20 protein-coding genes are annotated in these 22738 nt (G+C 49.1%); 9 read left to right on the top strand and 11 right to left on the bottom strand.

The window, feature by feature from the left end; genetic code table 11:
- Positions 1–548, top strand: a 548-nt coding sequence (locus tag ACTHSQ_RS02940) for an IS3 family transposase (protein ID WP_440375941.1), incomplete at its 5' end; no start/stop codon positions are given.
- A gap of 75 nt (positions 549–623) precedes the next feature.
- Here the strand turns inward: ACTHSQ_RS02940 and ACTHSQ_RS02935 are convergent.
- The 3 genes from ACTHSQ_RS02935 to ACTHSQ_RS02925 all read right to left on the bottom strand — a co-directional run bounded on the left by ACTHSQ_RS02935 (position 624) and on the right by ACTHSQ_RS02925 (position 3910).
- Positions 624–1796 (bottom strand): NAD(P)H-dependent flavin oxidoreductase, encoded by a 1173-nt coding sequence (locus ACTHSQ_RS02935; RefSeq protein ID WP_440371272.1) that lies wholly within the window; start codon positions 1794–1796, stop codon positions 624–626.
- A 340-nt stretch (positions 1797–2136) separates the two neighbouring features.
- The gene (locus tag ACTHSQ_RS02930; RefSeq protein ID WP_250589738.1) at positions 2137–2817 is read right to left on the bottom strand and encodes an OmpA family protein; all 681 of its coding nucleotides are present in this window, start codon (positions 2815–2817) and stop codon (positions 2137–2139) included.
- A gap of 217 nt (positions 2818–3034) precedes the next feature.
- Complete coding sequence (locus ACTHSQ_RS02925; protein ID WP_440371271.1) at positions 3035–3910, bottom strand: YoaK family protein; 876 nt, start codon at positions 3908–3910, stop codon at positions 3035–3037.
- A gap of 161 nt (positions 3911–4071) precedes the next feature.
- On the opposite strand from ACTHSQ_RS02925, the gene ACTHSQ_RS02920 reads away from it, so the two are divergent.
- The 4 genes from ACTHSQ_RS02920 to ACTHSQ_RS02905 all read left to right on the top strand — a co-directional run bounded on the left by ACTHSQ_RS02920 (position 4072) and on the right by ACTHSQ_RS02905 (position 9119).
- Positions 4072–4461, top strand: coding sequence for a hypothetical protein (locus ACTHSQ_RS02920; RefSeq protein WP_440371270.1), 390 nt, complete (start codon positions 4072–4074; stop codon positions 4459–4461).
- A 122-nt stretch (positions 4462–4583) separates the two neighbouring features.
- Complete coding sequence (ribF, locus tag ACTHSQ_RS02915) at positions 4584–5510, top strand: bifunctional riboflavin kinase/FAD synthetase (protein ID WP_440371269.1); 927 nt, start codon at positions 4584–4586, stop codon at positions 5508–5510.
- A gap of 137 nt (positions 5511–5647) precedes the next feature.
- Positions 5648–8437, top strand: coding sequence for an isoleucine--tRNA ligase (gene ileS / locus ACTHSQ_RS02910; protein WP_440371268.1), 2790 nt, complete (start codon positions 5648–5650; stop codon positions 8435–8437).
- Positions 8438–8744: 307 nt separating this feature from the next.
- Entirely contained in the window at positions 8745–9119 is a 375-nt protein-coding gene (locus ACTHSQ_RS02905) for a DUF5071 domain-containing protein (protein WP_036472908.1), read from the top strand.
- A 209-nt stretch (positions 9120–9328) separates the two neighbouring features.
- Here ACTHSQ_RS02905 and ACTHSQ_RS02900 read toward each other — a convergent pair whose 3' ends face one another.
- The 3 genes from ACTHSQ_RS02900 to ACTHSQ_RS02890 form a co-directional block, all read right to left on the bottom strand.
- The gene (locus ACTHSQ_RS02900) at positions 9329–9736 is read right to left on the bottom strand and encodes an MliC family protein (RefSeq protein WP_003684935.1); all 408 of its coding nucleotides are present in this window, start codon (positions 9734–9736) and stop codon (positions 9329–9331) included.
- Between the two features lie 241 nt (positions 9737–9977).
- The gene (gene ykgO, locus ACTHSQ_RS02895; protein WP_003685279.1) at positions 9978–10103 is read right to left on the bottom strand and encodes a type B 50S ribosomal protein L36; all 126 of its coding nucleotides are present in this window, start codon (positions 10101–10103) and stop codon (positions 9978–9980) included.
- The gene (locus ACTHSQ_RS02890) at positions 10103–10378 is read right to left on the bottom strand and encodes a type B 50S ribosomal protein L31 (RefSeq protein ID WP_003685040.1); all 276 of its coding nucleotides are present in this window, start codon (positions 10376–10378) and stop codon (positions 10103–10105) included. The genes ykgO and ACTHSQ_RS02890 overlap by 1 nt, the downstream gene beginning before the upstream one ends.
- A gap of 171 nt (positions 10379–10549) precedes the next feature.
- Here ACTHSQ_RS02890 and ACTHSQ_RS02885 point away from each other — a divergent pair, with 171 nt between their 5' ends.
- Positions 10550–12046, top strand: a complete 1497-nt coding sequence (locus ACTHSQ_RS02885) for a potassium transporter TrkG (RefSeq protein WP_050770517.1) — start codon at positions 10550–10552, stop codon at positions 12044–12046.
- 54 nt (positions 12047–12100) lie between these two features.
- On the opposite strand, the gene galU is transcribed toward ACTHSQ_RS02885, so the two are convergent.
- The 4 genes from galU to ampD all read right to left on the bottom strand — a co-directional run bounded on the left by galU (position 12101) and on the right by ampD (position 17704).
- Positions 12101–12964 (bottom strand): UTP--glucose-1-phosphate uridylyltransferase GalU, encoded by an 864-nt coding sequence (galU, locus tag ACTHSQ_RS02880; protein ID WP_440371267.1) that lies wholly within the window; start codon positions 12962–12964, stop codon positions 12101–12103.
- A 119-nt stretch (positions 12965–13083) separates the two neighbouring features.
- Positions 13084–15552 (bottom strand): NAD-dependent DNA ligase LigA, encoded by a 2469-nt coding sequence (gene ligA, locus ACTHSQ_RS02875; RefSeq protein WP_440371266.1) that lies wholly within the window; start codon positions 15550–15552, stop codon positions 13084–13086.
- Between the two features lie 139 nt (positions 15553–15691).
- The gene (locus tag ACTHSQ_RS02870; RefSeq protein WP_003685167.1) at positions 15692–16960 is read right to left on the bottom strand and encodes a cell division protein ZipA C-terminal FtsZ-binding domain-containing protein; all 1269 of its coding nucleotides are present in this window, start codon (positions 16958–16960) and stop codon (positions 15692–15694) included.
- Positions 16961–17137: 177 nt separating this feature from the next.
- Entirely contained in the window at positions 17138–17704 is a 567-nt protein-coding gene (gene ampD / locus ACTHSQ_RS02865) for a 1,6-anhydro-N-acetylmuramyl-L-alanine amidase AmpD (RefSeq protein WP_036472913.1), read from the bottom strand.
- Between the two features lie 115 nt (positions 17705–17819).
- Between ampD and mltG the strand changes: the two genes are divergently transcribed.
- The 3 genes from mltG (at position 17820) to ACTHSQ_RS02850 (ending at position 21053) form a co-directional block, all read left to right on the top strand.
- Positions 17820–18815 carry an endolytic transglycosylase MltG gene (mltG, locus tag ACTHSQ_RS02860; RefSeq protein ID WP_440371265.1) on the top strand — a complete coding sequence of 332 codons (996 nt, stop codon included), beginning with the start codon at positions 17820–17822 and terminating at the stop codon, positions 18813–18815.
- Positions 18816–18882: 67 nt separating this feature from the next.
- A complete protein-coding gene (tmk, locus tag ACTHSQ_RS02855) occupies positions 18883–19509 on the top strand; it encodes a dTMP kinase (protein ID WP_440371264.1) in 627 nt (208 codons plus the stop codon).
- A 263-nt stretch (positions 19510–19772) separates the two neighbouring features.
- Positions 19773–21053: a malic enzyme-like NAD(P)-binding protein gene (locus ACTHSQ_RS02850; protein WP_440371263.1), complete on the top strand. Its 1281-nt coding sequence runs from the start codon at positions 19773–19775 to the stop codon at positions 21051–21053.
- Between the two features lie 300 nt (positions 21054–21353).
- Here the strand turns inward: ACTHSQ_RS02850 and ACTHSQ_RS02845 are convergent, their stop codons facing one another.
- The gene (locus tag ACTHSQ_RS02845) at positions 21354–22697 is read right to left on the bottom strand and encodes an aldehyde dehydrogenase family protein (RefSeq protein ID WP_440371262.1); all 1344 of its coding nucleotides are present in this window, start codon (positions 22695–22697) and stop codon (positions 21354–21356) included.
- Positions 22698–22738 lie beyond the last annotated feature (41 nt).

The raw sequence follows: 22738 nt of genomic DNA, 5'->3' as shown, positions 1-22738 counted from the left end.
GCCATCCCACCATGGGCGCAATATCGGAACACCTCCTCAAACGCCGGTTCACAGCCAAAAAGCCCAACGAAAAATGGCTGACCGACGTGACCGAACTCAAAGGGAGTGACGGCAAACTGTACCTCTCGCCAATATTGGACTTGTTCAACCGCGAAATCGTCGCCTACGCCATGAGCCGCAATGCTAACAGCGACATGGTGAAGGAAATGATCGAAAAAGCCGCCCCCCGGCTGACTGATAAAGGAACGATGCTTCATTCCGACCAAGGTGTGCTGTACCGTACGGCGGGGTATAGGGAATTGCTTGCGGAGCATTCCATGATTCAAAGCATGTCGCGAAAGGCGAATTGTTGGGACAATGCGCCGATGGAGAGTTTCTTTGCGGTGTTGAAGACGGAGTGTTTCTATCGTGCAGGGGAATTGACGGCGGACGAATTGATGAAACAGATAGATGACTATATGGATTACTACAACCGGGAGCGTTGCAGTTTGAAATTGAAAAAGCTGAGTCCTGTCGCATACAGAACCCAGCTTGCACAGAGCGCCTGAAAAGGCTTTTATGAGTGTCCAAGATTTGGGGGCCAGTTCAATGTTTTTCAGACGGCCTTTTGAATATTGATGCGTTTATTTGGCAGGGACGGCGGGCAGGGAACCGTTCAAGAGATAATGAATGGTTTCTTGAACCGTACGGATGGCATTGCCAAACGGCAATGGGTCTTTGCCTCGGAAAAACAGGCCTTTATCAACTTCGCCGCGGAATGCCGCGGAAAGTTGGATGTCAATACAGAATTGACCGGCTTTGGCCAAACCGTCGCGCAAGCCGCAGCTGGTCAGGCAGTTCAGGCCTTGGGTGCAACGGCGCGGATCGTTTTTGGCATTGGCTTGCAATTTGGCTTCACGTTTGATGTAGCTGTCGAGGAATTTGGTGCGCACGCCGCGAGCAGGCAAACCGGCAACAGACATGAATTCAACCACTTGTTCGGTTTCCGCACCGGTCAGCGTTTTTTTGAAGTTGATGTGGGCATCGCCTTCTTCGGTCACGGCAAACGCGGTACCGATTTGGACGGCGGACGCGCCCCAGTTTTTCAAGGCTGTTTTGACTTTTTCAAAGTTTGCCATGCCGCCGGCGAGTACCAACGGGATTTTTTCGCTTTCCAAGCCCAAGTTTTTGAATACTTCAAACGTTTCTTCAATAACGCGTTTGAACTCGAATTTGGCATCGTTCACGCCGTCAACGGTCGCCGCACCCAAGTGGCCGGCTGCGTGGGCAGGGTGTTCGATAACGATGGCATCGGGCAAGATGCCTTTTTTCATCCAACGTTTCAAAACGATGTTGATACCGCGTGATTCGGACAAAATAGGGAAGAGGGCAACATCTTTGTGGTAGCCCTCTGCCATTTCCGGCAGATCCAAAGGCAAACCTGCACCCATCACAATCGCGTCTGCACCAGATTCGCAGGCCTGACGGACGTAGGCGGCATGGTCTTTGACGGCTTTCATGACGTTGACGGCAATCATGCCTTTGCCTTCTGAATCGACTTTGGCTTTTTTGATTTCACGGTCAAGCGCGATGCAGTTGAGGCGGGTGTATTTTTCTTCGCTGGAATCAATTTTTGATTCGGCCAGCAAATCTTCGTGCAAGTGGCGCAAATCGACGCTGGCAATTGTACCCACGCCGTTTTCGCGCGCAACCGCGCTGGAGAGTTTTGATGCGGAAACGCCTACACCCATACCGCCTTGTACGACGGGGATCAGTGATTTGCCACGGATAATCAATGGGTCAAAGTTGTTTTGCATGAATGCTCCTTCATAGATTCTGGATGGCGCCGTCTGAAATCCTATGAAATGGATTGGATAACGGACTGATGTGTATATAAATAAGTGTGTTTTTCGCCGCCGTTTTTCAGACGGTATGGGGCGTGTTTTTAAAATTTTAGGAATTATACTCTAAGTTAGTGTAAAAATTAGAGTATTAATACAGTTTTTTGAAGGAAAAATTGAAAAGTCTTGTTAATAAAAGAATAAATTTTATGGTGGATTGAATTGAGGAGAAGAAATTGCAAACAAAATCTACAAAGAAAAAAGGCCGTCTGAAATTTCAGACGGCCTTAATTATGGGAATCAGACAGATGTCGGATTACATTTGTTTTTTAGCAGCGTCAATGGCGTGTTGGTCGGGGTTGATCAAGATTTCAACGCGGCGGTTTTGTGCGCGGCCTTCAACAGTAGCGTTGGAGGAGATGGGTTGACGGGAGCCGTAACCGAAAGTGCTCAAACGGGTGCTGCTTACGCCGCGGGATTGCAGGAAGGTGGCAACGGATTCGGCGCGGTTGCGAGACAATGGCTCGTTGATGGCATCGTTACCGGTGTTGTCGGTGTGGCCGTTGATGGTCAAAGTCGTGTCAGGATATTGAACCAAAGTTTGCGCGGCGGCAGATAAGGCGCTTTGAGCATGGCCGCTCAGGGCAGCGCTGCCGGTAGCGAAGGTTACGTTTTCAGGCATAACCAGTTTGATTTGGTTGCCTTGACGTTCAACTTCGATGTTGGTGTTGGCCAGGCTTTGACGCAGTTTTTTCTCTTGGTAGTCCATGTAACCGCCGATACCGGCACCTACTGCACCACAAGCCAATGCGGAGTTACGCGCGCCTTTACCACCATGGGTCAGCGCACCAACGATGCCGCAAACAGCCGCACCGCCCAAACCGTACATAGCGGTTTTGCTGGCGGATTGTTGACCGGTAGCAGGATCGGTCACACAGCCGGTGAGTGCCAAAGGAATTGCAGTAGCAATAACGGTCAGGGGTTTCAAGAATTTCATGTCGTATCCTCTTTTTAGATGACGGATCGGGCCGTCTGAAAAAATGAATAAAAACCGCGTGGGTTATTACGAATTAATGATACCGAATATCCGAAACGCAAAAGAATGGGTTTAACCCGATATTACGCAAATATTTGCCAGTTAACATAATACTGAAACATTTCTGCATTTGTCTGACCGTTTGGCCACTTTGTCGCCAGATAAAAAGCAGGTTTCTTTACGATTTCTTCCGTTTTTCCTTTTTACGGCGATACCAGCTGACAAATGCCCATTTCAATCTGACTTTGACATCGTATCCCACCGAGCCTGCGCCCAGTATGAACAAAACGGCGGAGACGGGCAGGGCGAAATGATGGCCGGCCAAATGATAACCCCATACGCCAACGATGCCGCCCAGTAAAAACGACAGCATTAGGCCGCTTAAAAGCCACATTTTCGGTTTGTTGACGCGGACGTGCGGCAGGCGCGGATGATGTTGTTTGGAATAATAAAGTGCGCGTGAAATTTCAATGCCCAAATCGGTTGCCGTGCCGGTCATGTGGGTGGAGCGGATGGCAGAGCCGGACAAAAGCGTAATGACGGTATTGTGCATGCCCATGATAAAGCACAATAAAAACAATGCTAAAGACGGCATGATGAAATCCAAGCCGCCAAAATCCCATTCCATCGCGGTAATGCCGAACAAGCCGAAGATCAACAGATAAACCGCTTCCAGCCACATGGAAAAACCAAAGCTGCCACGGAAACGCATTTGCTGCGTCCACAAAATCACCCAGCCCGAATGCGCGGCTCCTGCAACAAAACACAACACGCTGATTGTGGCAATAATGGCCACACTCCACTCTTGAAGATACAAAACATCTGCCAACAGCGACATTGAGCCGGTAACGTGGGAGGTATAACGTGAGAATGCGAAGTAACCGCCGGCATTAATCGCACCGGCAAGAAAGGCCATGATGTAGCCCAGCCGTCTGAAACGGGCATCGGAAATATTGTGTTCGTGCAGGTACGGGCGGTCTGCCTGCCAAAACGGCGGCGTGTGTTGCCTATGGTGGCGCGGTCGGTAAGAGTGGGGTCGTTTGTCGTCGTTCATTGATTTGAGGATAGGGGCGAGTGTTTATACTGGGTGTATTTTATATGCAACTGCCTGTTGCCAAGAACAAATAATATAAAGTGTCCCCAAGTTGCTACACTTGCCCATTGCAAGATGAGGGCGTACATTAATAGCCATACATGAGTATAAGGAAACATCCGATGAATTCTATCCGCCTGACCTTATTGATTGGTGCTGCCGCATTACTTGCCGCCTGTGCCACCACGCCTGAGCAAAAAGCCGCACGCGCCCAAGCGCAGAAACGTTATGAGCAGGATCTTCAAGTACATCTTGCCGCTCAATGCGACCAAGAGACTGCCGCGCTGATCCGCCGAAAATTTGACGAAGAAGGCAAACCCGGTGCCGCAACTGTGGAACAAAAAGCCTTCCGCCTCAAATATATCGACAAAGTTTCCGATCCGATGTTCCAAGCCTGCTACAAAATGGCATGGCAAAACTATATTTCCCAAGAACAGCTGCGCGAAGCCCGCTACTATCGCTATTACGACGATTGGGGCTATCCGTTTGGCCGTTATCCTTGGTGGTGGTAAGGTATTAACAAACTTTAGGGTCGTCTGAAAGCATATATTTATTGGTTTCAGATGGCCTAAGGTTTATTGAAACGGCAATAACGTTTACAATAGCCGCCTATTCAAACACAATACCACCACCCATGAACATCTGGCTTGGACAGCGACACGCGCCCAAATTTCCGCAAGGAGCCGCCGTAACCATCGGCAACTTCGACGGCGTACACCTCGGGCATAAACACATTCTACAAAAACTCAAACGAGAGGCAGACCAGCGCGGTCTGCCTGTTGTCGTTGTTGTTTTTGAGCCTCAGCCCAAAGAATTTTTTGCGCGTAAAGCCGGGAAAAAGCTGCCTTATCGCATCAGCCCGCTACGTACCAAATTGCGCCTTTTGCGTGAAACCAGTTGTGTAGATGCCGTTTGGGTCTTACGTTTTAACCAAGCTTTCTCCAATATGAGTGCACAAGCGTTTATCGACCAGCTTTTGCGCCAAACGCTCAATACGCGTTATCTGCTGATTGGCGACGATTTCCGTTTCGGTGCCGGCCGTGAAGGCTGTTTTGAACTCTTGGCTCAACAACCTGATATGCAAACCGAGCGCACGCCGTCCGTTATCGTTGAAGACATCCGCACCAGCAGTACCGCCGTCCGCCAAGCCCTTTCAGACGGCAAGTTGGAATACGCCAAAAAACTGTTGGGCCATGATTACGTGTTAAGCGGCAAGGTCAAACACGGGCAAAAACTCGGCCGCACCATCAACGCGCCTACCGCCAATGTCCAGCTTCCTCCGTATCATTATGCGTTAAGCGGCGTATTTGTCGTTGAGGCAGACGGCACATTCGGCACGTGCCGAGGCGTTGCCAGCTTTGGTTTTAACCCCACTATCAGCAACAACCGCTCGCAAAAGTTGGAAGTCCATCTGTTCGATTTCAACGGCGATTTGTACGGCCAGCGTATCTTCGTCCGTTTCCTGCACAAACTGCGTGACGAGAAAAAATTTGAGAGTATCGAAGCATTGAAAACCCAAATTTTGCAAGATATGGAAGATGCGAGGGTTTGGGAAGCATAGAAACGCTTCTAGATGCTTATAAAATCAAGATAATTGGGCTACAATAAGTCCTTTGAATTTTTTCAGACGGCCTGTTCTTTTAAAATGAGCAATCAGGCCGTCTGAAACCGAAATACCGCAACAATAGAGATCAAAAAATGACCGATTACAGCAAAACCGTAAACCTGCTCGAAAGCCCGTTTCCGATGCGCGGCAATCTTGCCAAACGCGAGCCTGCGTGGCTGAAAAGCTGGTACGAGCATAAACGCTATCAAAAACTGCGCGAAATCGCCAAAGGCCGTCCGAAATTCATCCTGCACGACGGCCCGCCGTATGCCAACGGCGACATCCACATCGGTCATGCCGTCAACAAAATCCTCAAAGACATCATTATCCGCAGCAAAACCCAAGCCGGTTTCGACGCGCCTTATGTGCCGGGCTGGGACTGCCACGGCCTGCCCATCGAAGTGATGGTGGAAAAGCTGCACGGCAAAGACATGCCCAAAGCGCGCTTCCGCGAATTGTGCCGCGAATACGCTGCCGAACAGATTGCCCGTCAGAAAAAAGACTTCATCCGTCTGGGCGTGTTGGGCGATTGGGACAACCCCTACCTGACCATGGATTTCAAAACCGAGGCGGATACCGTGCGTATGCTCGGCGAAATCTACAAATCGGGCTATCTCTACCGCGGAGCGAAACCGGTTCAATTCTGCTTGGACTGCGGCTCTTCGCTGGCGGAAGCGGAAGTGGAATACAAAGACAAAGTATCGCCTGCGATTGATGTTGGCTATCCGTTTAAAGACACCGCCGCGCTTGCCGCCGCATTCGGTTTGTCAGGCATCGAAGGCAAAGCGTTTGCCGTGATCTGGACAACCACGCCTTGGACTTTGCCTGCGAGCCAAGCTGTTTCAGCTGGCGCAGACGTGGTGTATCAACTGATTGATACGCCTAAAGGCAAATTGGTGTTGGCCAAAGATTTGGCAGAAGATGCGCTCAAACGTTACGGTTTTTCAGACGGCATTGCTATTCTTGCCGAAACCACCGGCGACAAGCTGGAAAACCTGCACATGAATCATCCGTTCCTCGAACGCGATATTCCCATGCTCAACGGCGACCATGTGACCACCGATGCCGGTACCGGCTTGGTACATACTGCGCCTGCTCATGGTTTGGAAGACTACGCCGTCTGCAATAAATACGGCATTGAGCTTTACAACCCCGTCAACGCCGAAGGCAAATACATCAGCGAAACGCCTCGTGTCGCAGGCATGAGCGTTTGGGAGGCGAATCCCGTCATCCTGCAATGGCTGGAAGAAACCGGCAACCTCTTGGCAAGCAGCAAAATCGAACACAGCTACGCCCACTGCTGGCGCCACAAAACCCCGCTGATTTACCGCGCGACAGGTCAATGGTTTGTCGGCATGGACAAAGCCGGCAGCGACGGCAAGACCCTGCGCGACAAAGCCATCAAAGCTGTGGACGACACCGAATTCTTCCCGTCTTGGGGTCGCGCTCGCCTCGAAGCCATGATCGAAGGCCGCCCCGACTGGGTCGTTTCACGCCAACGCTATTGGGGCACGCCGATGACTTTCTTTGTTCACAAAGAAACCGGTGAACTGCATCCAAACTCTGCCGAGTTGTTGGAAAAAGTTGCCCAAAAAATCGAAGGAAAAGGCATCGAAGCATGGTTCTCTCTTGATAAGAGCGAACTCTTGAGCGCGGAAGATTGCGAAAATTACGACAAACTTTCCGACACTATGGACGTATGGTTCGACTCAGGTTCGACTCATTATTCCGTTGTGAAACAACGCGAAGAATTGGAATGGCCGGCTGACTTGTACCTCGAAGGCAGCGACCAACACCGTGGCTGGTTCCAATCATCTATGTTGACCGGTTGTGCCTCATCAATGGGTCGCGCGCCATACAAACAGCTGCTGACCCACGGTTTCGTGGTTGACCAAAACGGCCGCAAAATGTCGAAATCCATCGGCAATGTCGTTGCACCGCAAGAAGTTTACAACGAGTTCGGCGCGGACATCCTGCGCCTGTGGGCGGCATCCACCGATTACAGTGGCGAATTGGCGATTTCCAAAGAAATCCTCAAACGCGTAACTGAAAGCTACCGCCGTATCCGCAACACCTTGAGCTTCCTGTTTGCCAATCTCAGCGACTTCAATCCTATTGAAGATGCCGTGCAACAGGCAGACATGGTGGAAATCGACCGCTACGCCGTGGTATTGGCACGTCAGCTGCAAGAGCGTTTGGCAGGCGATTACTATCCGCGCTACGCTTTCCACTTCTCTGTAAAAGACATTGTTTCTTTCTGCTCGGAAGACTTGGGCGCGTTCTACCTTGATATCCTGAAAGACCGCCTCTACACCACCAAAGCAGACAGCCATGCACGCCGTAGCGCGCAAACTGCCCTGTATCACATCACTCGCAGTTTGGTTCTGCTGATTGCTCCGATTTTGTGCTTCACCGGCGAAGAAGCGTGGGACATCATCGGTGGCGGAGAAGAAGACAGCGTCCTCTTCCACACATGGCATGAGTTCCCATCTATCAATGAAAAAGCCGAAGCCGAACTGGTGAAAAAATGGACGGCAGTCCGCGAAGCACGCGAAGCAGTAACTGCCGCCATCGAGCCTCTGCGTACGGATAAAACCGTCGGTTCTTCATTGCAAGCCGAAGCCGAAATTACGGCTCCGGAAGAAATTGCCGATTATCTGAACACTTTGGGCGAAGAATTACGTTTTGCTTTGCTGGTGTCTAAAGCTGAAGTGAAAGTAGGTGATGAACTTGCTGTAACCGCTAAAGCCAGTGATGGTGAAAAATGCGAACGCTGCTGGCACTACACCCACGATGTGGGCGTAGTTGCAGGCCATGAAACCATCTGTAAACGTTGTGCAGACAACGTTGATGGCAAAGGCGAAGACAGACATTACGCTTAATGGTTTGGTCTAAGATAAAGGCCGTCTGAAAACTTTGAAAATAGGTTTTCAGACGGCCTTTGTTTATTGAATCTGTTTCGTATAGCGAATAGATTTTGAAGGGTAATTGGGATTTGTTACTTAGGTAAAATGCAGGATAGGGGTTTAAGTTATTTCAGAGTAGGAGTTTAATTGCACAAAATAAAACTATTACTTCAGAGAAAATTTGTTGAGGATATAGGAATTACGAATAATCATTTGTCTAGAATTGAGATTAATTATTACAATTTTGGATTCGTAATTCTTTAATAAAACAATGAGGTATCATATGCGCCCTAAAGATAAGTTTGACATCAAGGCTTGCAAAAAAATTAAGGACTGCAACGATGAGGAATTAATTGAGATGGGGGAGTGGCTCTCAGGATGGTTGGGAGATGCGAACTTTCCTGTTTTTAGTGAAATTGTCGAAATCTTTGTAGAACGACAAGATATATTACTTCCATTCGTTTCAAATATTTTTTACTCAAATGATAGTATATGCATTTATTGGGTTTTACTTGAACTTTATCCAAAATTATCCTATCAGAACCAAGTAGCCTTAACCATTGATTTGGAGCATTGTCTTCATAATATTTCAGAAAAATTAACTTTGGATGAAGATGATGAAAACCTTAAAGAAATCTTGGAAAAAGTTTTAAATTAAGTTGGATACATATTTAATGATTTTGAAATAATGTATTGTTGGAGAAAGTACCTTTCAAAGGGTCTTACTTATTCGATGTGCTTTGAACCTTCAAATAGCCTCATATTTGCATTTTCTCATTAAACGGAAACTTTCGTTTTATCCAATATAAAAGGCCGTCTGAAACAAGTTTTCAGATGGCCTTCAGCTATTCTATTGCTAAGTAGAAATTAGCGTGCAGAGCAGGAAGTTTCTACTTTGTTGCCGTATGGATCAGTGAAGCCGAAGAATGCTTCGCTGCCTTTTTGATGCCATTCAGCGCCTTTGCCGAACAGGCCTTGGTTGGCAACATAGCGTTCGCCTGAACCTGCAACGGCAGAAGACAGGGTGGCAACTTTGTCGTCCAGACGCAGTTCAACTTGGTTGGTGCTCAGGTTGCGGACTTGTACAGACAGGCCGTTTTCGCAGCTGAATGATTGAACACGGTCATGGCTGTGCATGTCATGATGTTGGTGGCCATGTTCGTGTGCATGATTGTGCTCATGATGTTGACCATGGTCATGGCGATGGGCTTCAGGTGCGGCACAGGCAGCGAGGCTCATGGCGGTGGCAATTGCAAGCAGGGCTTTTACTTTCATTTTTGACTCCTATGGTCAGTGTTGAAGGAAGAATGTAGCGGCATGTTATAAATATCTTTATGGCTTCACAATAGGGATAACCATTATTTACTTTTTCTTCCTGTTTCCGGGAGTATGGCAGGATTCTTTGTAGTTTTGATATGAATGATTAATGCCGTTTGAAAAAAAGCCGCACTTGCGCTAGAGGTAAACGAAAGTGCGGAAAATTCAGAGAGTTACATTGAAAGAAGGATAGGACAGCTTAACGCTGGCGTGCTTTAAAACGGGGATTGCTCTTGCAAATGACGTACACTTTGCCTTTTCGGCGGACAATTTGGCAGTCGCGGTGTCGTTTTTTTGCAGTTTTCAGAGATGAGAGAACTTGCATCATTTATCCTTTCTGAAAGAAGACATCATGGATTGGTAACGTTGGTTGAACTTGCTGGCGCGACCTTCGACATTGACGTTGCGTTGTTTGCCTGTGTATACGGGGTGGGACGCGGAAGAGGTATCAAGAGAGAAGAGGGGATACTCTACTCCGTCTTTCCAAACCATGGTTTTTCCGTGGGCATTGGCACATGAACGGATGAGCCATCCTTGGTCCGCACCGCTGTCGTAAAACAGGACGGTACGATAGTTGTCTGGGTGGATATCGGGTTTCATTTTTTTCTCCAGTAAATGTTATGGTATAACATTATACTCCTAGAAAAAGAGCAGGCAAGTGTTTTTTGGTTTTTCTTTATCACGGGGTTGCGGCATTTTGATAAAATATGCTGTTTCAGACGGCTTTTTTTATGAGGCCGTCTGAATATTTTGTTTTCTAATGATAGGGATATGATGTATTTGTATAAGGGTTTCAGATTGGGTGGTGCGGTAAGCAAGGTTATGCCGATTATCCATGTATTGTCCAAGCTGGGGCTGTTGTTTTCACTGCTGTTGGCAGTGCCGACACTGATGTCGTATTTTTATCACGACAGCGCGTTTATCGTGTTTGCCTATACGGCTTTGACGGTATTGTTGGTGTCGTGCGTTACTTGGGTGCTGACTTTGCGTTTCAACCGTGAATTGCGGCCGCGTGACGGATTTACCTTGGTATTGATGCTGTGGCTGGCCTTTGCCATTGTGGCGGCGATGCCGATTTATTTCTATATGCCGTCCATGAGTTTCACCGATGCGTTTTTTGAAGCGATGTCGGGGCTGACGACAACGGGGGCAACAGTGATTTCCGGCTTGGATACGCTGGATCCGTCGGTGAATTTTTGGCGGCACATGCTCAACTGGCTTGGCGGTATGGGTATTATCGTGCTGGCTGTGGCAATTTTGCCGATGTTGGGCGTGGGGGGGACGCAGCTCTTCAAAGCGGAAATTCCGGGTATGGATAAGGAAAGCAAGATGGCTCCCCGTATTTCGCAAGTGGCCAAACGGCTGTGGTTTGCCTATGCGTTGACAACTGCTGCGGCCTTTGTATCCTTACATATTGCCGGCATGGGCTGGTTTGATGCATTGTGTCATGCGATGTCGGCTGTGGCTTTGGGTGGTTTTTCGACACATGATGACAGCGTTGCCTATTTTGATTCTGTGGCAGTCGAATGGACATTGATGTTTTTTACTGTCTGGGGCGGTATCAATTTCGCCAGCCACTTTACTGCGCTGGGCAACCGCTCTTTGCAGGTGTATTGGAAAGATGAAGAATGCCGTTCCATGTTGTTGGTTTTGTCGGGCAGTATTTTGATTTCGGCATTGTATTTATGGCAGCAGGACGTTTATCAAAGCCTTGGCGAAGCTTTGCGCTTTGTCAGCTTCAACTTTGTGTCCATCGGATTGGCAAGCGGTTTCTCCAATGCAGACTTTGCTCAATGGCCGCTGATTGTGTCGTTGTGGATGTTTTTTCTGTCGAACGTATTGGCAAGTTCAGGCTCTATGGGGGGCGGTATTAAAAACGTGCGTGCGTTGGTGTTGTTCAAATTCAGCTTGCGTGAAATGTTGATTTTGCTACACCCGCGTGCGGTTCGTACGGTAAAGGTCAACAACCGCTCCATTCCGGATCGTATGGCGCTGACCGTCATGTCGTTCATCTTTATTTACTTTATGACGGTCATCGTATTCAGCTTTTTACTGATGGCGGCAGGCTTGGACTTTTTATCCGCCTTTACGGCAGTCATTGCCTGTATTACTAATGCAGGGCCGGGTTTGGGGGCAGTTGGTCCGTCGCATAATTACGCCGCGCTGAGCGATGTACAGAAGTGGCTGTGTACGGCGGTGATGTTGTTGGGACGTTTGGAGATTTTTACCGTTCTGATTTTGCTGACTCCGGCATATTGGAAGAAATAAGTTTGAGAAAAAGGCCGTCTGAAATTTCAGATGGCCTTTTCATAATGGCTGGGATTAAGCGTATTGCTTGAGCAATTCTTTGAATTGTTCGCCAGTTTCAGGGTGTTTCAAACCGTAAGCCACGGTTGCTTCAAGGTAACCTAATTTGCTGCCGCAGTCGTAGCGTTTGCCATCAAACGCATGAGCTAACACAAACTCATGGTCGAGCAAGCGGGCGATACCGTCTGTCAGCTGGATTTCGTTACCTGCACCGCGAGGCAGGTTGGTCAACAAGTCAAAAATACGTGGGGTCAGAATGTAGCGGCCGACAACAGCGAGGTTGGAAGGTGCTTCTTCCGGTTTTGGTTTTTCAACTATGTTGGTGATACGTTGATAGCTTTTCAGTTTTTCAACTTCAACGATACCGTAAGAGCCTGTTTGAGAAGGATCAACGGTTTCAACGCCTAAAACGCTGTTACCGCTTTGGTTGTACACATCAACCATCTGTTTCAATGCACCTTTAGGCGCATCAATCAAATCGTCTGCCAAAATAACGGCAAAAGGCTCATCGCCAACAGCAGCTTGAGCGCATAACACGGCATGACCCAAACCCAATACTTCAGTTTGACGGATGTACAAGCAGGTAATATTCGGAGGCAGGATATCGCGAACGTGTGCCAACAGCTTGTCTTTTTGACGCAATTCCAATTCGGTTTCCAACTCGTATGCTTTGTCGAAGTGGTCTTCGATGCTGCGTTTGTTACGGCCGGTAATGAACACCATTTCGGTACAGCCGGCTTCAACCGCTTCTTCAACTGCATATTGAATCAGAGGTTTGTCCACGATAGGCAGCATTTCTTTGGGGCTGGCTTTGGTCGCAGGCAAGAAACGGGTGCCCATACCGGCAACGGGAAAGACGCATTTTTTAATGGGTTTCATATTATTATCCTATTTTAACTATGGGTTTATACCCGAAAAGTGTAAAGATGTAGTCGTATGTAACAATAATACCACATGATAAAGTATCAGGCGGCTCGAAAAAGACTGTATATACTGTCTTATCCCAGCAACGTCAGTAATTCTTCTTCGGTTAATACAGCTACGCCCAAAGTTTGGGCTTTTTCCAATTTACTGCCTGCAGCTTCTCCGGCGACAACGTAGTCGGTTTTTTTTGATACGCTGCCGGAAACTTTACCGCCTGCAGCCTCAATCATGGCTTGGGCTTGGTCGCGTTTGAGTGTGGGTAAAGTCCCTGTCAATACAAAGGTTTTACCTGCTACGGCTTCATTAATGCCGTCTGAAATAGTTTCATCTTGAAGATTAGACCGCGTTTGAGCAAAGAAAGTTTTCATATTTTCAAGCAGGGTTGCGTTTTGCGGTTTATTGCGCCATGTCTGCCAATCGGCAGGCAACGCTTTGTCAGTTTGCAAACCTTCTATGCTTTGTCCGGCAAGCTCCCACAAGGCCAGTGCTTTGGTTTCGCTGATTTTAAAATCTGGCAGGCGGGCAATCCAGCGTTGCGGTTCAGCATGGCGTAGCGGAGGGATAGTGACAGCCTGGCTTTGCGGGGCAACACCTACAGCCAGCAGCTCGTCTATCATCGCCTGTTGTGCTTTTTGGGCAAAAAAGTGAGCGATGGAGCGGGCAACCACCGTGCCGATATCGGGCAGGCAGGCGAGGATGGGTTCGGGTGCATAGCGGACGTTTTCCAGTGTGCCGAATGCCTGTGCCAGCGTTTTGGCGGTGCGTTCGCCGACGTGACGGATGCCGAGGGCAAAAAGGAAGCGGGCAAGTTCGGGTGTTTTGCTGGCTTCTATGCCTGCGAGGATGTTTTCTGCCCATTTGGTCGGCTGTTTTTTAACGTTTTTGGCAAGCAGAGTATTGCCAGTCTCACCTTCAAAGTCTTCAATTTCACTGTTTGATGGTTCTTCCTCATTAGCCGATGCTTTATCCGCTGTTTCCTTCATTTTTTGCAGGGTTGGAATATCGAGGCGGTAGAGGTCGGCGAAATGACGAACCAAATCTTGTGCGACCAGCTGCTCGATTTGTTTTTGTCCAAGTCCGTCAATGTCCATGGCTTTGCGTGAGGCGAAGTGGATTAAACCTTGCGCGCGTTGTGCTTGGCAAAGCATGCCACCGCTGCATCGGGCAACCGCTTCGCCTTCTTCGCGTTCGATTTCGCTGTGACAGATAGGGCAATGGGTGGGTAGGCGGTAAGGTTTGTGAATCGGTTCGGATCGGGTTTCAGAAGGTGTTTCAGCAAACAAATCGTCTTGCAGGCCGTCTGAAACGGAAATCTTGGTCTCCTGCATTGGGCGGCGTTCAAAAATCACGCGCACCACCTCGGGAATCACATCTCCTGCGCGGCGCACGACAACTGTATCGCCAACGCGTACATCTTTGCGCGATACTTCGTCCTGATTGTGCAGGGTGGCGTTGGTAACGGTAACGCCGCCGACGAATACAGGTTGCAGGCGGGCGACGGGGGTTACTGCGCCGGTGCGCCCGATTTGTACATCAATGGCTTCGACAATGGTCAATGCTTCTTCGGCAGGAAATTTGTGGGCAATGGCCCAGCGCGGCGCGCGTGAGATGAAGCCCAGTTTTTCTTGTTGTGCCAGACTGTTGACTTTGACCACCATGCCGTCAATTTCGTAAGGCAAAGTAGGACGTTTTTGCTGCATTTGCTCGTAAAATGCCAATACTTCGTCGATATTTGGGAAACAGCCGAAATTGCTATCGGGCAGGCTGAAGCCAAGCTCTTTACAATAGCTCAGCTCTTGCAGGTGTTCTTCTGCGATAAAACCGCCTTGTTGTCGGGCAATGGAATAGGGGAAGAAATGCAGTTTGCGCTGTGCCGTAATGCGCGAATCGAGTTGGCGCAGACTGCCGGCGGCGGCATTGCGCGGATTGGCGAAAGGTTTTTGTCCGTTTTCAGCCTGTCGTGCGTTTAAAGCGGCAAAATCGGCTTTAAGCATCAGGACTTCGCCGCGTATTTCGATAAGTTCGGGAATGTTTTCTCCATGCAGGCGCAGGGGGATGTTGGATACGGTTTTGACGTTTTGGGTAACGTCTTCGCCCGTTGTGCCATCTCCACGGGTTGCCGCTTGAGTCAATACGCCGTCGCGGTACAGCAGGCTGATGGCCAAACCGTCAAATTTAGGCTCGATAACATATTCCGGTTTTTCGCCGTTTAATCCGCCATGAACGCGCTCATCAAAAGCGTACATTTCGGCATGGTCAAACACGCCGTTTTCATCTTGTGGTGAGAAGGCGTTGGTTAGTGACAACATAGGTACTTCATGACGCACTTCATCAAAGCCTGCCAAAGGTTCACCACCGACGCGCTGGGTTGGGCTGTCGGGCAGTTTCAACTCAGGATGATTCAGCTCCAATGCTTCAAGCTCGCGGAACAATTTGTCGTATTCGGCATCGGGTACGCTGGGTGCATCGAGGGTGTAGTATTCGTAGGCGTAGCGGTTGAGGAGGTCGGTCAGGTATTTGATACGTTGTGTGGTTGGGTTCATGAGCAATCGAAATAGAGTTTTCAGACGGCCTGAGGATAGAGAGGCCGTCTGAAAATCGATGAATATTGAAGATGAAGGGATTTTACCTGAAAAAAGCGGATATGCCGTCATTGCATATCCGCTTTTTGATTGGGGAAGTTTAAGAGAACAGGCGCAGGGCTTGTTTACTGCCGGGTTTGATGCCGACTTTAAGCATTTCTTCCTGACGGGCTAAAACGTAGTTGCGTACGTCTTTAAGCCATTGGGTAGAAACTTCTTCCATTTGGTCGTTAACCAAATCCAAGCTGAGTTGGCCGGAGAGTTTGACTGCCAAGTCCATAAATTTGTCGAAAGTTTTTTCTCTGGCCGGAACATGCGGAATATCCAGAAGCATGCTGAAACCGCGGTAGGCTTGGTTGTCCAACAGAGGGTTGGTAAACGGTTTGTTGTCCAAAGTATGGATGGAGAACAATTGAGGGTTGTTGTTGTCGCCGAAGTGGAAAGCGCCGTCTTCGCCTAGTTTGAAGCCTGTATCTTCCACGGCGGCACGCAATTCTACGCCGCTGATATTGGAATGGGAAACCAAGTGAATGGCGATGGTTTGGTCAACACGCGCACAGAATTGGTCGAGGGCTTGCGCGACTTCGGTGAATGCATCCAAGTCGGTATGCAAAACTTTTCCGTCCATCAGTTGGGCAAAAGCATCAACCTGTTGGTCGAAGTGTTGCAGCTCTTCACGCGCGGCTAAACCGTTGCGGCTGACAGCCTGCAGGCCCATAACGAAGCCTTGGTAGTAAACACCCGGAATCGGCTCGGCAACGCGGAAATGGTCGTCCATGGTGCAACCGATGATTTGGAAGCGGTGAGTGCCGGAAAGGCGCGGCAGTGCGTGTAATTCTTGGGCTTGTTTCAGGGAGATGTAGGCCATGTAGTCGAAGCGCGGATCAAACCAAGGCAACTCGACTTGCGATAATTCGTCCAAGCTGATCAATGGTACTTGTGCCACAGGCTCGGTAGCGGTTTCAACCGGAGCAGAAGCGGCTTCGGCAGGGCTTACGGTAATTTCGTTGTTTAAGCCGATAACAGTGTGTTGGACTTTTTCTTCTGCGGAAAAGTCGTCTTCCACAGTCAACTCGACATCCGTTTTAATCTGTGTAGGGTGGGCCAGTTTGGCTTTTGCCGCGTAGATTTCATCTTGCTCTTGCAGGTTGCGCAATGCCTCTTCGGTTTTTTTGTTTTTCTTGATAAACAAACCCTGTCCGCCGGTTTCTTTACTGTCGCGGACGTGCTTGGTTTTGCTGGTCAAAAGCGCATCTTTATCGGAATGGCCGAATTGTTCGCGCACTTGTTTGCGGTATTGGTTTTCCTGGTACATGTTGTAACCGATGACCGCCAAAAGGGCGGCGAGGGCTAAGACGATGAAAATCATGGAGTAATCACTTTTTAAAAAGGCAGCATTCCGTCTTTTTCAGGGTGCGGAATCTTGCTGCATGGGAAGTTCGTTGGAGCCGGACTTTATGCGTCCGAATGAATAGCTGAATTATAACGAAAATAAACGGTTGTGACAGCATTATGTCTGCCAATCATTGTTCAGGCCGTCTGAAAGTTATCCGCGCCGGACGGGGAAACCTGCTTTTTGAAGGCGTGGCCAATCGAAGAAATGTCCGGGATCGGTTTTCCTGTCCGGCGCGATGTCCTGATGACCGGTAACGGCCTGAATCGGGTAATGTTCGGAGATAGCGGTCAGCAAGGCTTGCAGGCTGGTGTATTGTGCTTCGGTAAAAGGCTCGAAATCGCAGCCTTCCAATTCGATACCGATGGAAAAGGCATTGCATTTTTCTCTGCCTTGAAACGACGATACGCCGGCATGATAGGCCATGTCGTCGCAGGAAACGAATTGGACGGTTTCGCCTTTACGGCTGATGAAAAAATGGCTGGAGACGCGCAGGGTATGGATGATGCTGAAGAAAGGATGCTCGTCAGGGTTGATTTGGTTGGTAAACAAATTTTCCACTGCCCCCGTGTTGTACTCAAAAGGAGGAAGGGAAATATTGTGGAGGACAACCAATGAGATGTCTTCATCCGGTTCGCGTGGGCTGAAATTGGGCGAATGAGTTTGGCGTGCATTCAGCCAGCGGCCGTTTTGCCAAATGTTTTTTGAAGGGGAATTCATGGTTTCAGACGGCCTTTCGGGATAGGAAAGCATACGTTAGGGAAGGTGGCAGGCGTGGTGGACTTATTTTCGGTTATACTGTCGCCCAACACGTTCACAAACCAAGAATCCTACCATGCTGAAAAAATTGTTGAAATGGCTGGCCGTATTTTTGACGGCATTTGCCGCCGTGGTTGCCGCATTGTTGTTTGTTCCGAAAGACAACGGCAAACCATACCGTATTACCATTACCAAAAACCAAGGTATCTCTTCCGTCAGCCGAAAACTGGCTCAAGACGGCATCGTTTATAACCGTTATGTGCTGGTAGCCGCCGCATATGTGATGGGCGTACACAACCAACTTAATGCCGGCTCTTACCGCCTGTTTTCCAAAGTATCGGCTTGGGATATTTTAAAACGCATTAAAAAAGGCCGTCCTGATTCGGTCAGCGTGCAAATTTTGGAAGGCGCGCGTTTTGCCCAAATGCGCCGTATTATCGACAACACTGCCGACATTGCCCATGACACGCGTGGTTGGAACGATGAAAAATTGATGGCCGAAGTAGCGCCCGATGCCTTAAGCAGCAATCCTGAAGGACAGTTTTTCCCAGATAGTTACGAAATTGATGCCGGTGGCAGCGATCTTCAAATTTACAAAATTGCCTACCGTAAAATGCGGGAGAACCTGCAAGAAGCATGGGACGACCGTCAAAGCGGCCTGCCTTATAAAAATCCGTACGAAATGCTGATTATGGCGAGTCTGATTGAAAAAGAAACCGCGCATGAAGACGACCGCGCCCATGTGGCCGCCGTATTCGTCAACCGCCTGAATATCGGTATGCGCCTGCAAACCGACCCGACCGTTATCTATGGTATGGGCGATGCGTATAAAGGCAGAATCCGCAAAGCCGACCTGCAACGCGATACGCCTTACAATACCTATACGCGCAGCGGTTTGCCGCCGACTCCGATTGCACTTCCCGGCAAAGCCGCGCTTGAAGCGGCGGGTCATCCGTCTGATGAAAAATATCTGTATTTCGTCTCAAAAATGGATGGTACGGGCTTGAGCGAGTTCAGCCATAATCTTTCTGAACACAACGCTGCCGTGCGCAAATATATTTTGAAGAAATAAACCGAATAGGCCGTCTGAAACATTTATAATCCCTGTTTCAGACGGCCTTTAAATTGACGATATCCATATGAAACCCAGATTTATTACCCTTGACGGCATAGACGGCGCAGGCAAATCCACCAACCTCGCCGTAATGAAAGCATGGTTTGAAAAACACCAACTGCCCGTGTTGTTTACGCGCGAACCTGGAGGCACTCCGGCCGGAGAAGCATTGCGTGAAATCCTGCTCAACCCAGCCACCCAAGTCAGTCTGCGTACCGAAACGCTGCTGATGTTTGCAGCCAGACAGCAACACTTAGAAACGGTCATTCTGCCTGCCCTGAAAAACGGCACGCATGTCGTTTCCGACCGCTTTACCGATGCAACGTTTGCCTATCAAGGCGGCGGACGAGGCGTTCCCTTGCAAGATATTGCTACGCTTGAGCATTGGGTGCAGGGCGATTTCCGCCCAGATTTAACTTTGCTGTTGGATGTGCCTTTGGAAGTGTCAATGGCGCGCATCAACCAAACGCGTGAGAAAGACCGCTTTGAACAAGAAGAAGCCGAGTTTTTCAATCGGGTGCGCGAAGTGTATTTGCAACGTGCTAACGAACAGCCGGAACGCTATGCCGTCATCGACAGCAGCCAAAGTCTGGACGCGGTAAAAAATCAGATTGAAACCGCGCTAGACAGTCATTTTAAATTGAATGTTTAAGTTTAAATAAAATGCCGTCTGAAAGAAGGATAGTGTAACGAAGAAATATTATTACAGAAGTTTTTAGACATAAAACCAAATAAAACGAAACATCAAAACAAATGTAATAAATATCGGTATGCGCCACCCAAAGAACATGATAAAATTACGGCCTCTTACAAAGCCGGTCTGTTAACAACCCGACTTTAGAAATTTTAAACGTCTGAAGCAGCCTGTTTCAGACTTGTTCGCTGTAAAATCTCTCTCGCAAACAGGATCGATAAATGGAAAATTCATTAAAAGAAGCCGCCCTGCAATTCCACGAATTCCCCGTGCCGGGCAAAATCTCCGTTACCCCAACCAAATCTCTGGCTACTTCTAAAGACTTGGCGTTGGCGTACTCTCCGGGCGTAGCTGCTCCTTGTATGGAAATCCATGCCGATCCGCAAAATGCCTACAAATACACTGCCAAAGGCAATTTGGTTGCCGTGATTTCCAACGGTACCGCAGTGTTGGGTTTGGGCAACATCGGCGCATTGGCCGGTAAACCTGTAATGGAAGGCAAAGGCGTATTGTTCAAAAAATTTGCCGGCGTTGACGTATTCGATATCGAAATCGATGAAAAAGACCCGCAAAAATTGGTAGACATCATCGCTTCTTTGGAACCGACTTTCGGCGGCATCAACCTTGAAGACATCAAAGCGCCTGAGTGCTTCTACATCGAACGCGAATTGCGCAAACGTTGCAAAATCCCTGTATTCCACGACGACCAACACGGTACCGCCATCATTACCGCTGCCGCTGTATTGAACGCTTTGCGTTATACCGGCCGCAAAATTGAAGAAGCGACGTTGGTGTGCTCCGGTGCAGGTGCCGCAGCGATTGCTTGCTTGAACCAATTGCTGGATTTGGGTCTGAAACGTGAAAACGTAACCGTCTGCGACTCCAAAGGCGTCATTTATAAAACCCGCGAAGACAAAGACCGTATGGACGAGTCCAAACAATTCTACGCCATCGAAGACAACGGTCAACGCGTATTGGCTGATGCCGTTAAAGGTAAAGACATCTTCTTGGGCTTGTCCGGTGCAAACCTGCTGACTCCTGAAATGCTGAACACCATGAACGAGAAACCAATTGTGTTCGCTATGGCAAACCCAAATCCGGAAATTTTGCCTCCTTTGGCAAAAGAAACCCGTCCGGATGTGGTAATCGGTACCGGCCGCTCAGACTTCCCGAACCAAGTAAACAACGTATTGTGCTTCCCATTCATCTTCCGTGGCGCATTGGATGTCGGCGCGACCACCATTAACGAAGAAATGAAACGCGCTTGCGTATACGCTTTGGCTGACTTGGCAATGGAAGAAGTAACTGAAGAAGTGGTTGCCGCTTACGGTAAGAAATTTGAATTCGGCGCGGAATACCTGATTCCTACCCCATTCGACTCCCGCCTGTTGCCTCGCGTTGCTTCCGCTACTGCTAAAGCAGCGATGGAAAGCGGCGTGGCAACCCGTCCAATCGCCGACTTGGATGCGTACGCTGCTAAATTGGCTGAATGGAAACTGTAATTCAGTAAGTAGTGCTTGATTGAAAAGGCCGTCTGAAAGTTGTATTTCAGACGGCCTTTTTGTTTATTGAATATTTTAGAAACGGCTTAATGCAGTAATCGGAATGAAGAATACGATAATCTGCTGATTCAAAATCGACGTGGGAATATGGATTGTTTTCTAAGATAGATTTCTTATTTTTGAGTGGCTTTGACTTTGAAGGGTTTGTACGGGATTGAATACAATATTTTTTCAGCTTTTTTAAACAATGTCAGGCCGTCTGAAATCGAGTTTTCAGACGGCCTGAGTTAATAAAACGGTTTATTTTTGCCAATAGGTTTTGACGTTGACGAACTCATACAACCCGAATTCTGATAGCTCGCGGCCATAGCCGGAAGCTTTGACGCCGCCAAAGGGGAGGCGCAGGTCGCTGCTGGTGTGGCGGTTGATAAAGACAGAGCCTGCTTGAATTTTTTCGGCGTATTGCCATGCGTTTGCCGTGTCGGCTGTGTAGATACAGGCGCCGAGGCCGAAAGGTGTGTCGTTGGCAAGTGCGACGGCATGATCCGGATTGTCGGCACGTAAAATCATGGCAACCGGGCCGAAGACTTCTTCGTGCCAAACGCGGCAGTTTGGGTTGACTTGATCCAATACCGTGGCAGGGTAAAACCAGCTTTCTCCCTCAGGGATATAGCCGCCGCTCAAGCATTGCGCGCCATGTGCAACCGCATCTTGAACCTGCTCGTGTACGGTTTGACGCAGGTCTTGGCGGTGAAGCGGGGCAAGGGTGGTGTTCGGATCTTTTGGATTGCCGGTTTGCAGTTTGGCGCACTCGGCAAGGAAGAGCGGGATAAACTGTTCGGCAATATCTTGGGTAACAACGATGCGTTTGGCGGCATTGCAGGATTGTCCGGCATCGCGAAAGCGAGAATAGCAGGCATCGATGGCTGCGCGTTGCAGATCGGCATCGGGCAGAATGATAAACGGATTGCTGCCGCCCAGTTCAAGGACGGTTTTTTTCAGATGTCTGCCTGCATGGGCGGCCAGCAGGCGGCCGGTATGGGTCGAACCGGTAAATGCCATGGCATCGGTATCTTCAATGGCTTTAAGCGTGTCTTCATGGCTCAACCATGCGCCGATAAGCGGCAAACCTTCGGGGGCAAGGCTGAATAGGGTTTCGCTGACGCGGGCAACACTGGGCGCAGGTTTGACCGCGCAGGCATTGCCGGCACAGAGGGCAGGGATGGCAAATCGTAAAATCTGCCAAACAGGATAGTTCCACGGCATGACCGCCAAAACAACGCCCAAAGGCTCGAAGCGGACCTGGCTGAGGCTGGCTTGGGTGGCGATGGTTTTATGGGCAAGCAGCTCGGGGGCAAGACGGACGTAGTAGCGGATAAGCTCGATGGATTTTCTGATTTCTGCACGGCATTCGTGCAGGCAGCGTCCGACTTCTTCGCAAATCATTTCGGCAAGGCGTTCTTGGTTTTGGGTGAGGCTGTCGGCAAATTGCTGTAAGAGGGCGGTGCGCTCGGTAATGCTTGATTGGGCGAAAGTTTGCTGAAGGGTTTGGAGGCAGTTTAATTCGTCGGTGAACTCGGTATAGCTTTGCGCCGGTCGGCGGTAAATGGTTTCTCCGGTGAAGACATGGGTGCTGTGAAACATAGTTGGCTCCTTTGTTTTTATGTTTTTATGAGGCCGTCTGA

The sequence above is a fragment of the Neisseria sp. P0009.S008 genome (assembly GCF_051958615.1).
Classification (GTDB): Bacteria; Pseudomonadota; Gammaproteobacteria; order Burkholderiales; family Neisseriaceae; genus Neisseria; species Neisseria subflava.
This window is presented reverse-complemented; position numbering and strand designations above follow the sequence as displayed.

Coding starts and splice junctions, on each gene's coding strand:
- ACTHSQ_RS02935 (WP_440371272.1), bottom strand. CDS start 1,796: ATGCAAAACAACTTTGACCCATTGATTATCCGTGGCAAATCACTGATC.
- ACTHSQ_RS02930 (WP_250589738.1), bottom strand. CDS start 2,817: ATGAAATTCTTGAAACCCCTGACCGTTATTGCTACTGCAATTCCTTTG.
- ACTHSQ_RS02925 (WP_440371271.1), bottom strand. CDS start 3,910: ATGAACGACGACAAACGACCCCACTCTTACCGACCGCGCCACCATAGG.
- ACTHSQ_RS02920 (WP_440371270.1), top strand. CDS start 4,072: ATGAATTCTATCCGCCTGACCTTATTGATTGGTGCTGCCGCATTACTT.
- ribF (WP_440371269.1), top strand. CDS start 4,584: ATGAACATCTGGCTTGGACAGCGACACGCGCCCAAATTTCCGCAAGGA.
- ileS (WP_440371268.1), top strand. CDS start 5,648: ATGACCGATTACAGCAAAACCGTAAACCTGCTCGAAAGCCCGTTTCCG.
- ACTHSQ_RS02905 (WP_036472908.1), top strand. CDS start 8,745: ATGCGCCCTAAAGATAAGTTTGACATCAAGGCTTGCAAAAAAATTAAG.
- ACTHSQ_RS02900 (WP_003684935.1), bottom strand. CDS start 9,736: ATGAAAGTAAAAGCCCTGCTTGCAATTGCCACCGCCATGAGCCTCGCT.
- ykgO (WP_003685279.1), bottom strand. CDS start 10,103: ATGCAAGTTCTCTCATCTCTGAAAACTGCAAAAAAACGACACCGCGAC.
- ACTHSQ_RS02890 (WP_003685040.1), bottom strand. CDS start 10,378: ATGAAACCCGATATCCACCCAGACAACTATCGTACCGTCCTGTTTTAC.
- ACTHSQ_RS02885 (WP_050770517.1), top strand. CDS start 10,550: ATGATGTATTTGTATAAGGGTTTCAGATTGGGTGGTGCGGTAAGCAAG.
- galU (WP_440371267.1), bottom strand. CDS start 12,964: ATGAAACCCATTAAAAAATGCGTCTTTCCCGTTGCCGGTATGGGCACC.
- ligA (WP_440371266.1), bottom strand. CDS start 15,552: ATGAACCCAACCACACAACGTATCAAATACCTGACCGACCTCCTCAAC.
- ACTHSQ_RS02870 (WP_003685167.1), bottom strand. CDS start 16,960: ATGATTTTCATCGTCTTAGCCCTCGCCGCCCTTTTGGCGGTCATCGGT.
- ampD (WP_036472913.1), bottom strand. CDS start 17,704: ATGAATTCCCCTTCAAAAAACATTTGGCAAAACGGCCGCTGGCTGAAT.
- mltG (WP_440371265.1), top strand. CDS start 17,820: ATGCTGAAAAAATTGTTGAAATGGCTGGCCGTATTTTTGACGGCATTT.
- tmk (WP_440371264.1), top strand. CDS start 18,883: ATGAAACCCAGATTTATTACCCTTGACGGCATAGACGGCGCAGGCAAA.
- ACTHSQ_RS02850 (WP_440371263.1), top strand. CDS start 19,773: ATGGAAAATTCATTAAAAGAAGCCGCCCTGCAATTCCACGAATTCCCC.
- ACTHSQ_RS02845 (WP_440371262.1), bottom strand. CDS start 22,697: ATGTTTCACAGCACCCATGTCTTCACCGGAGAAACCATTTACCGCCGA.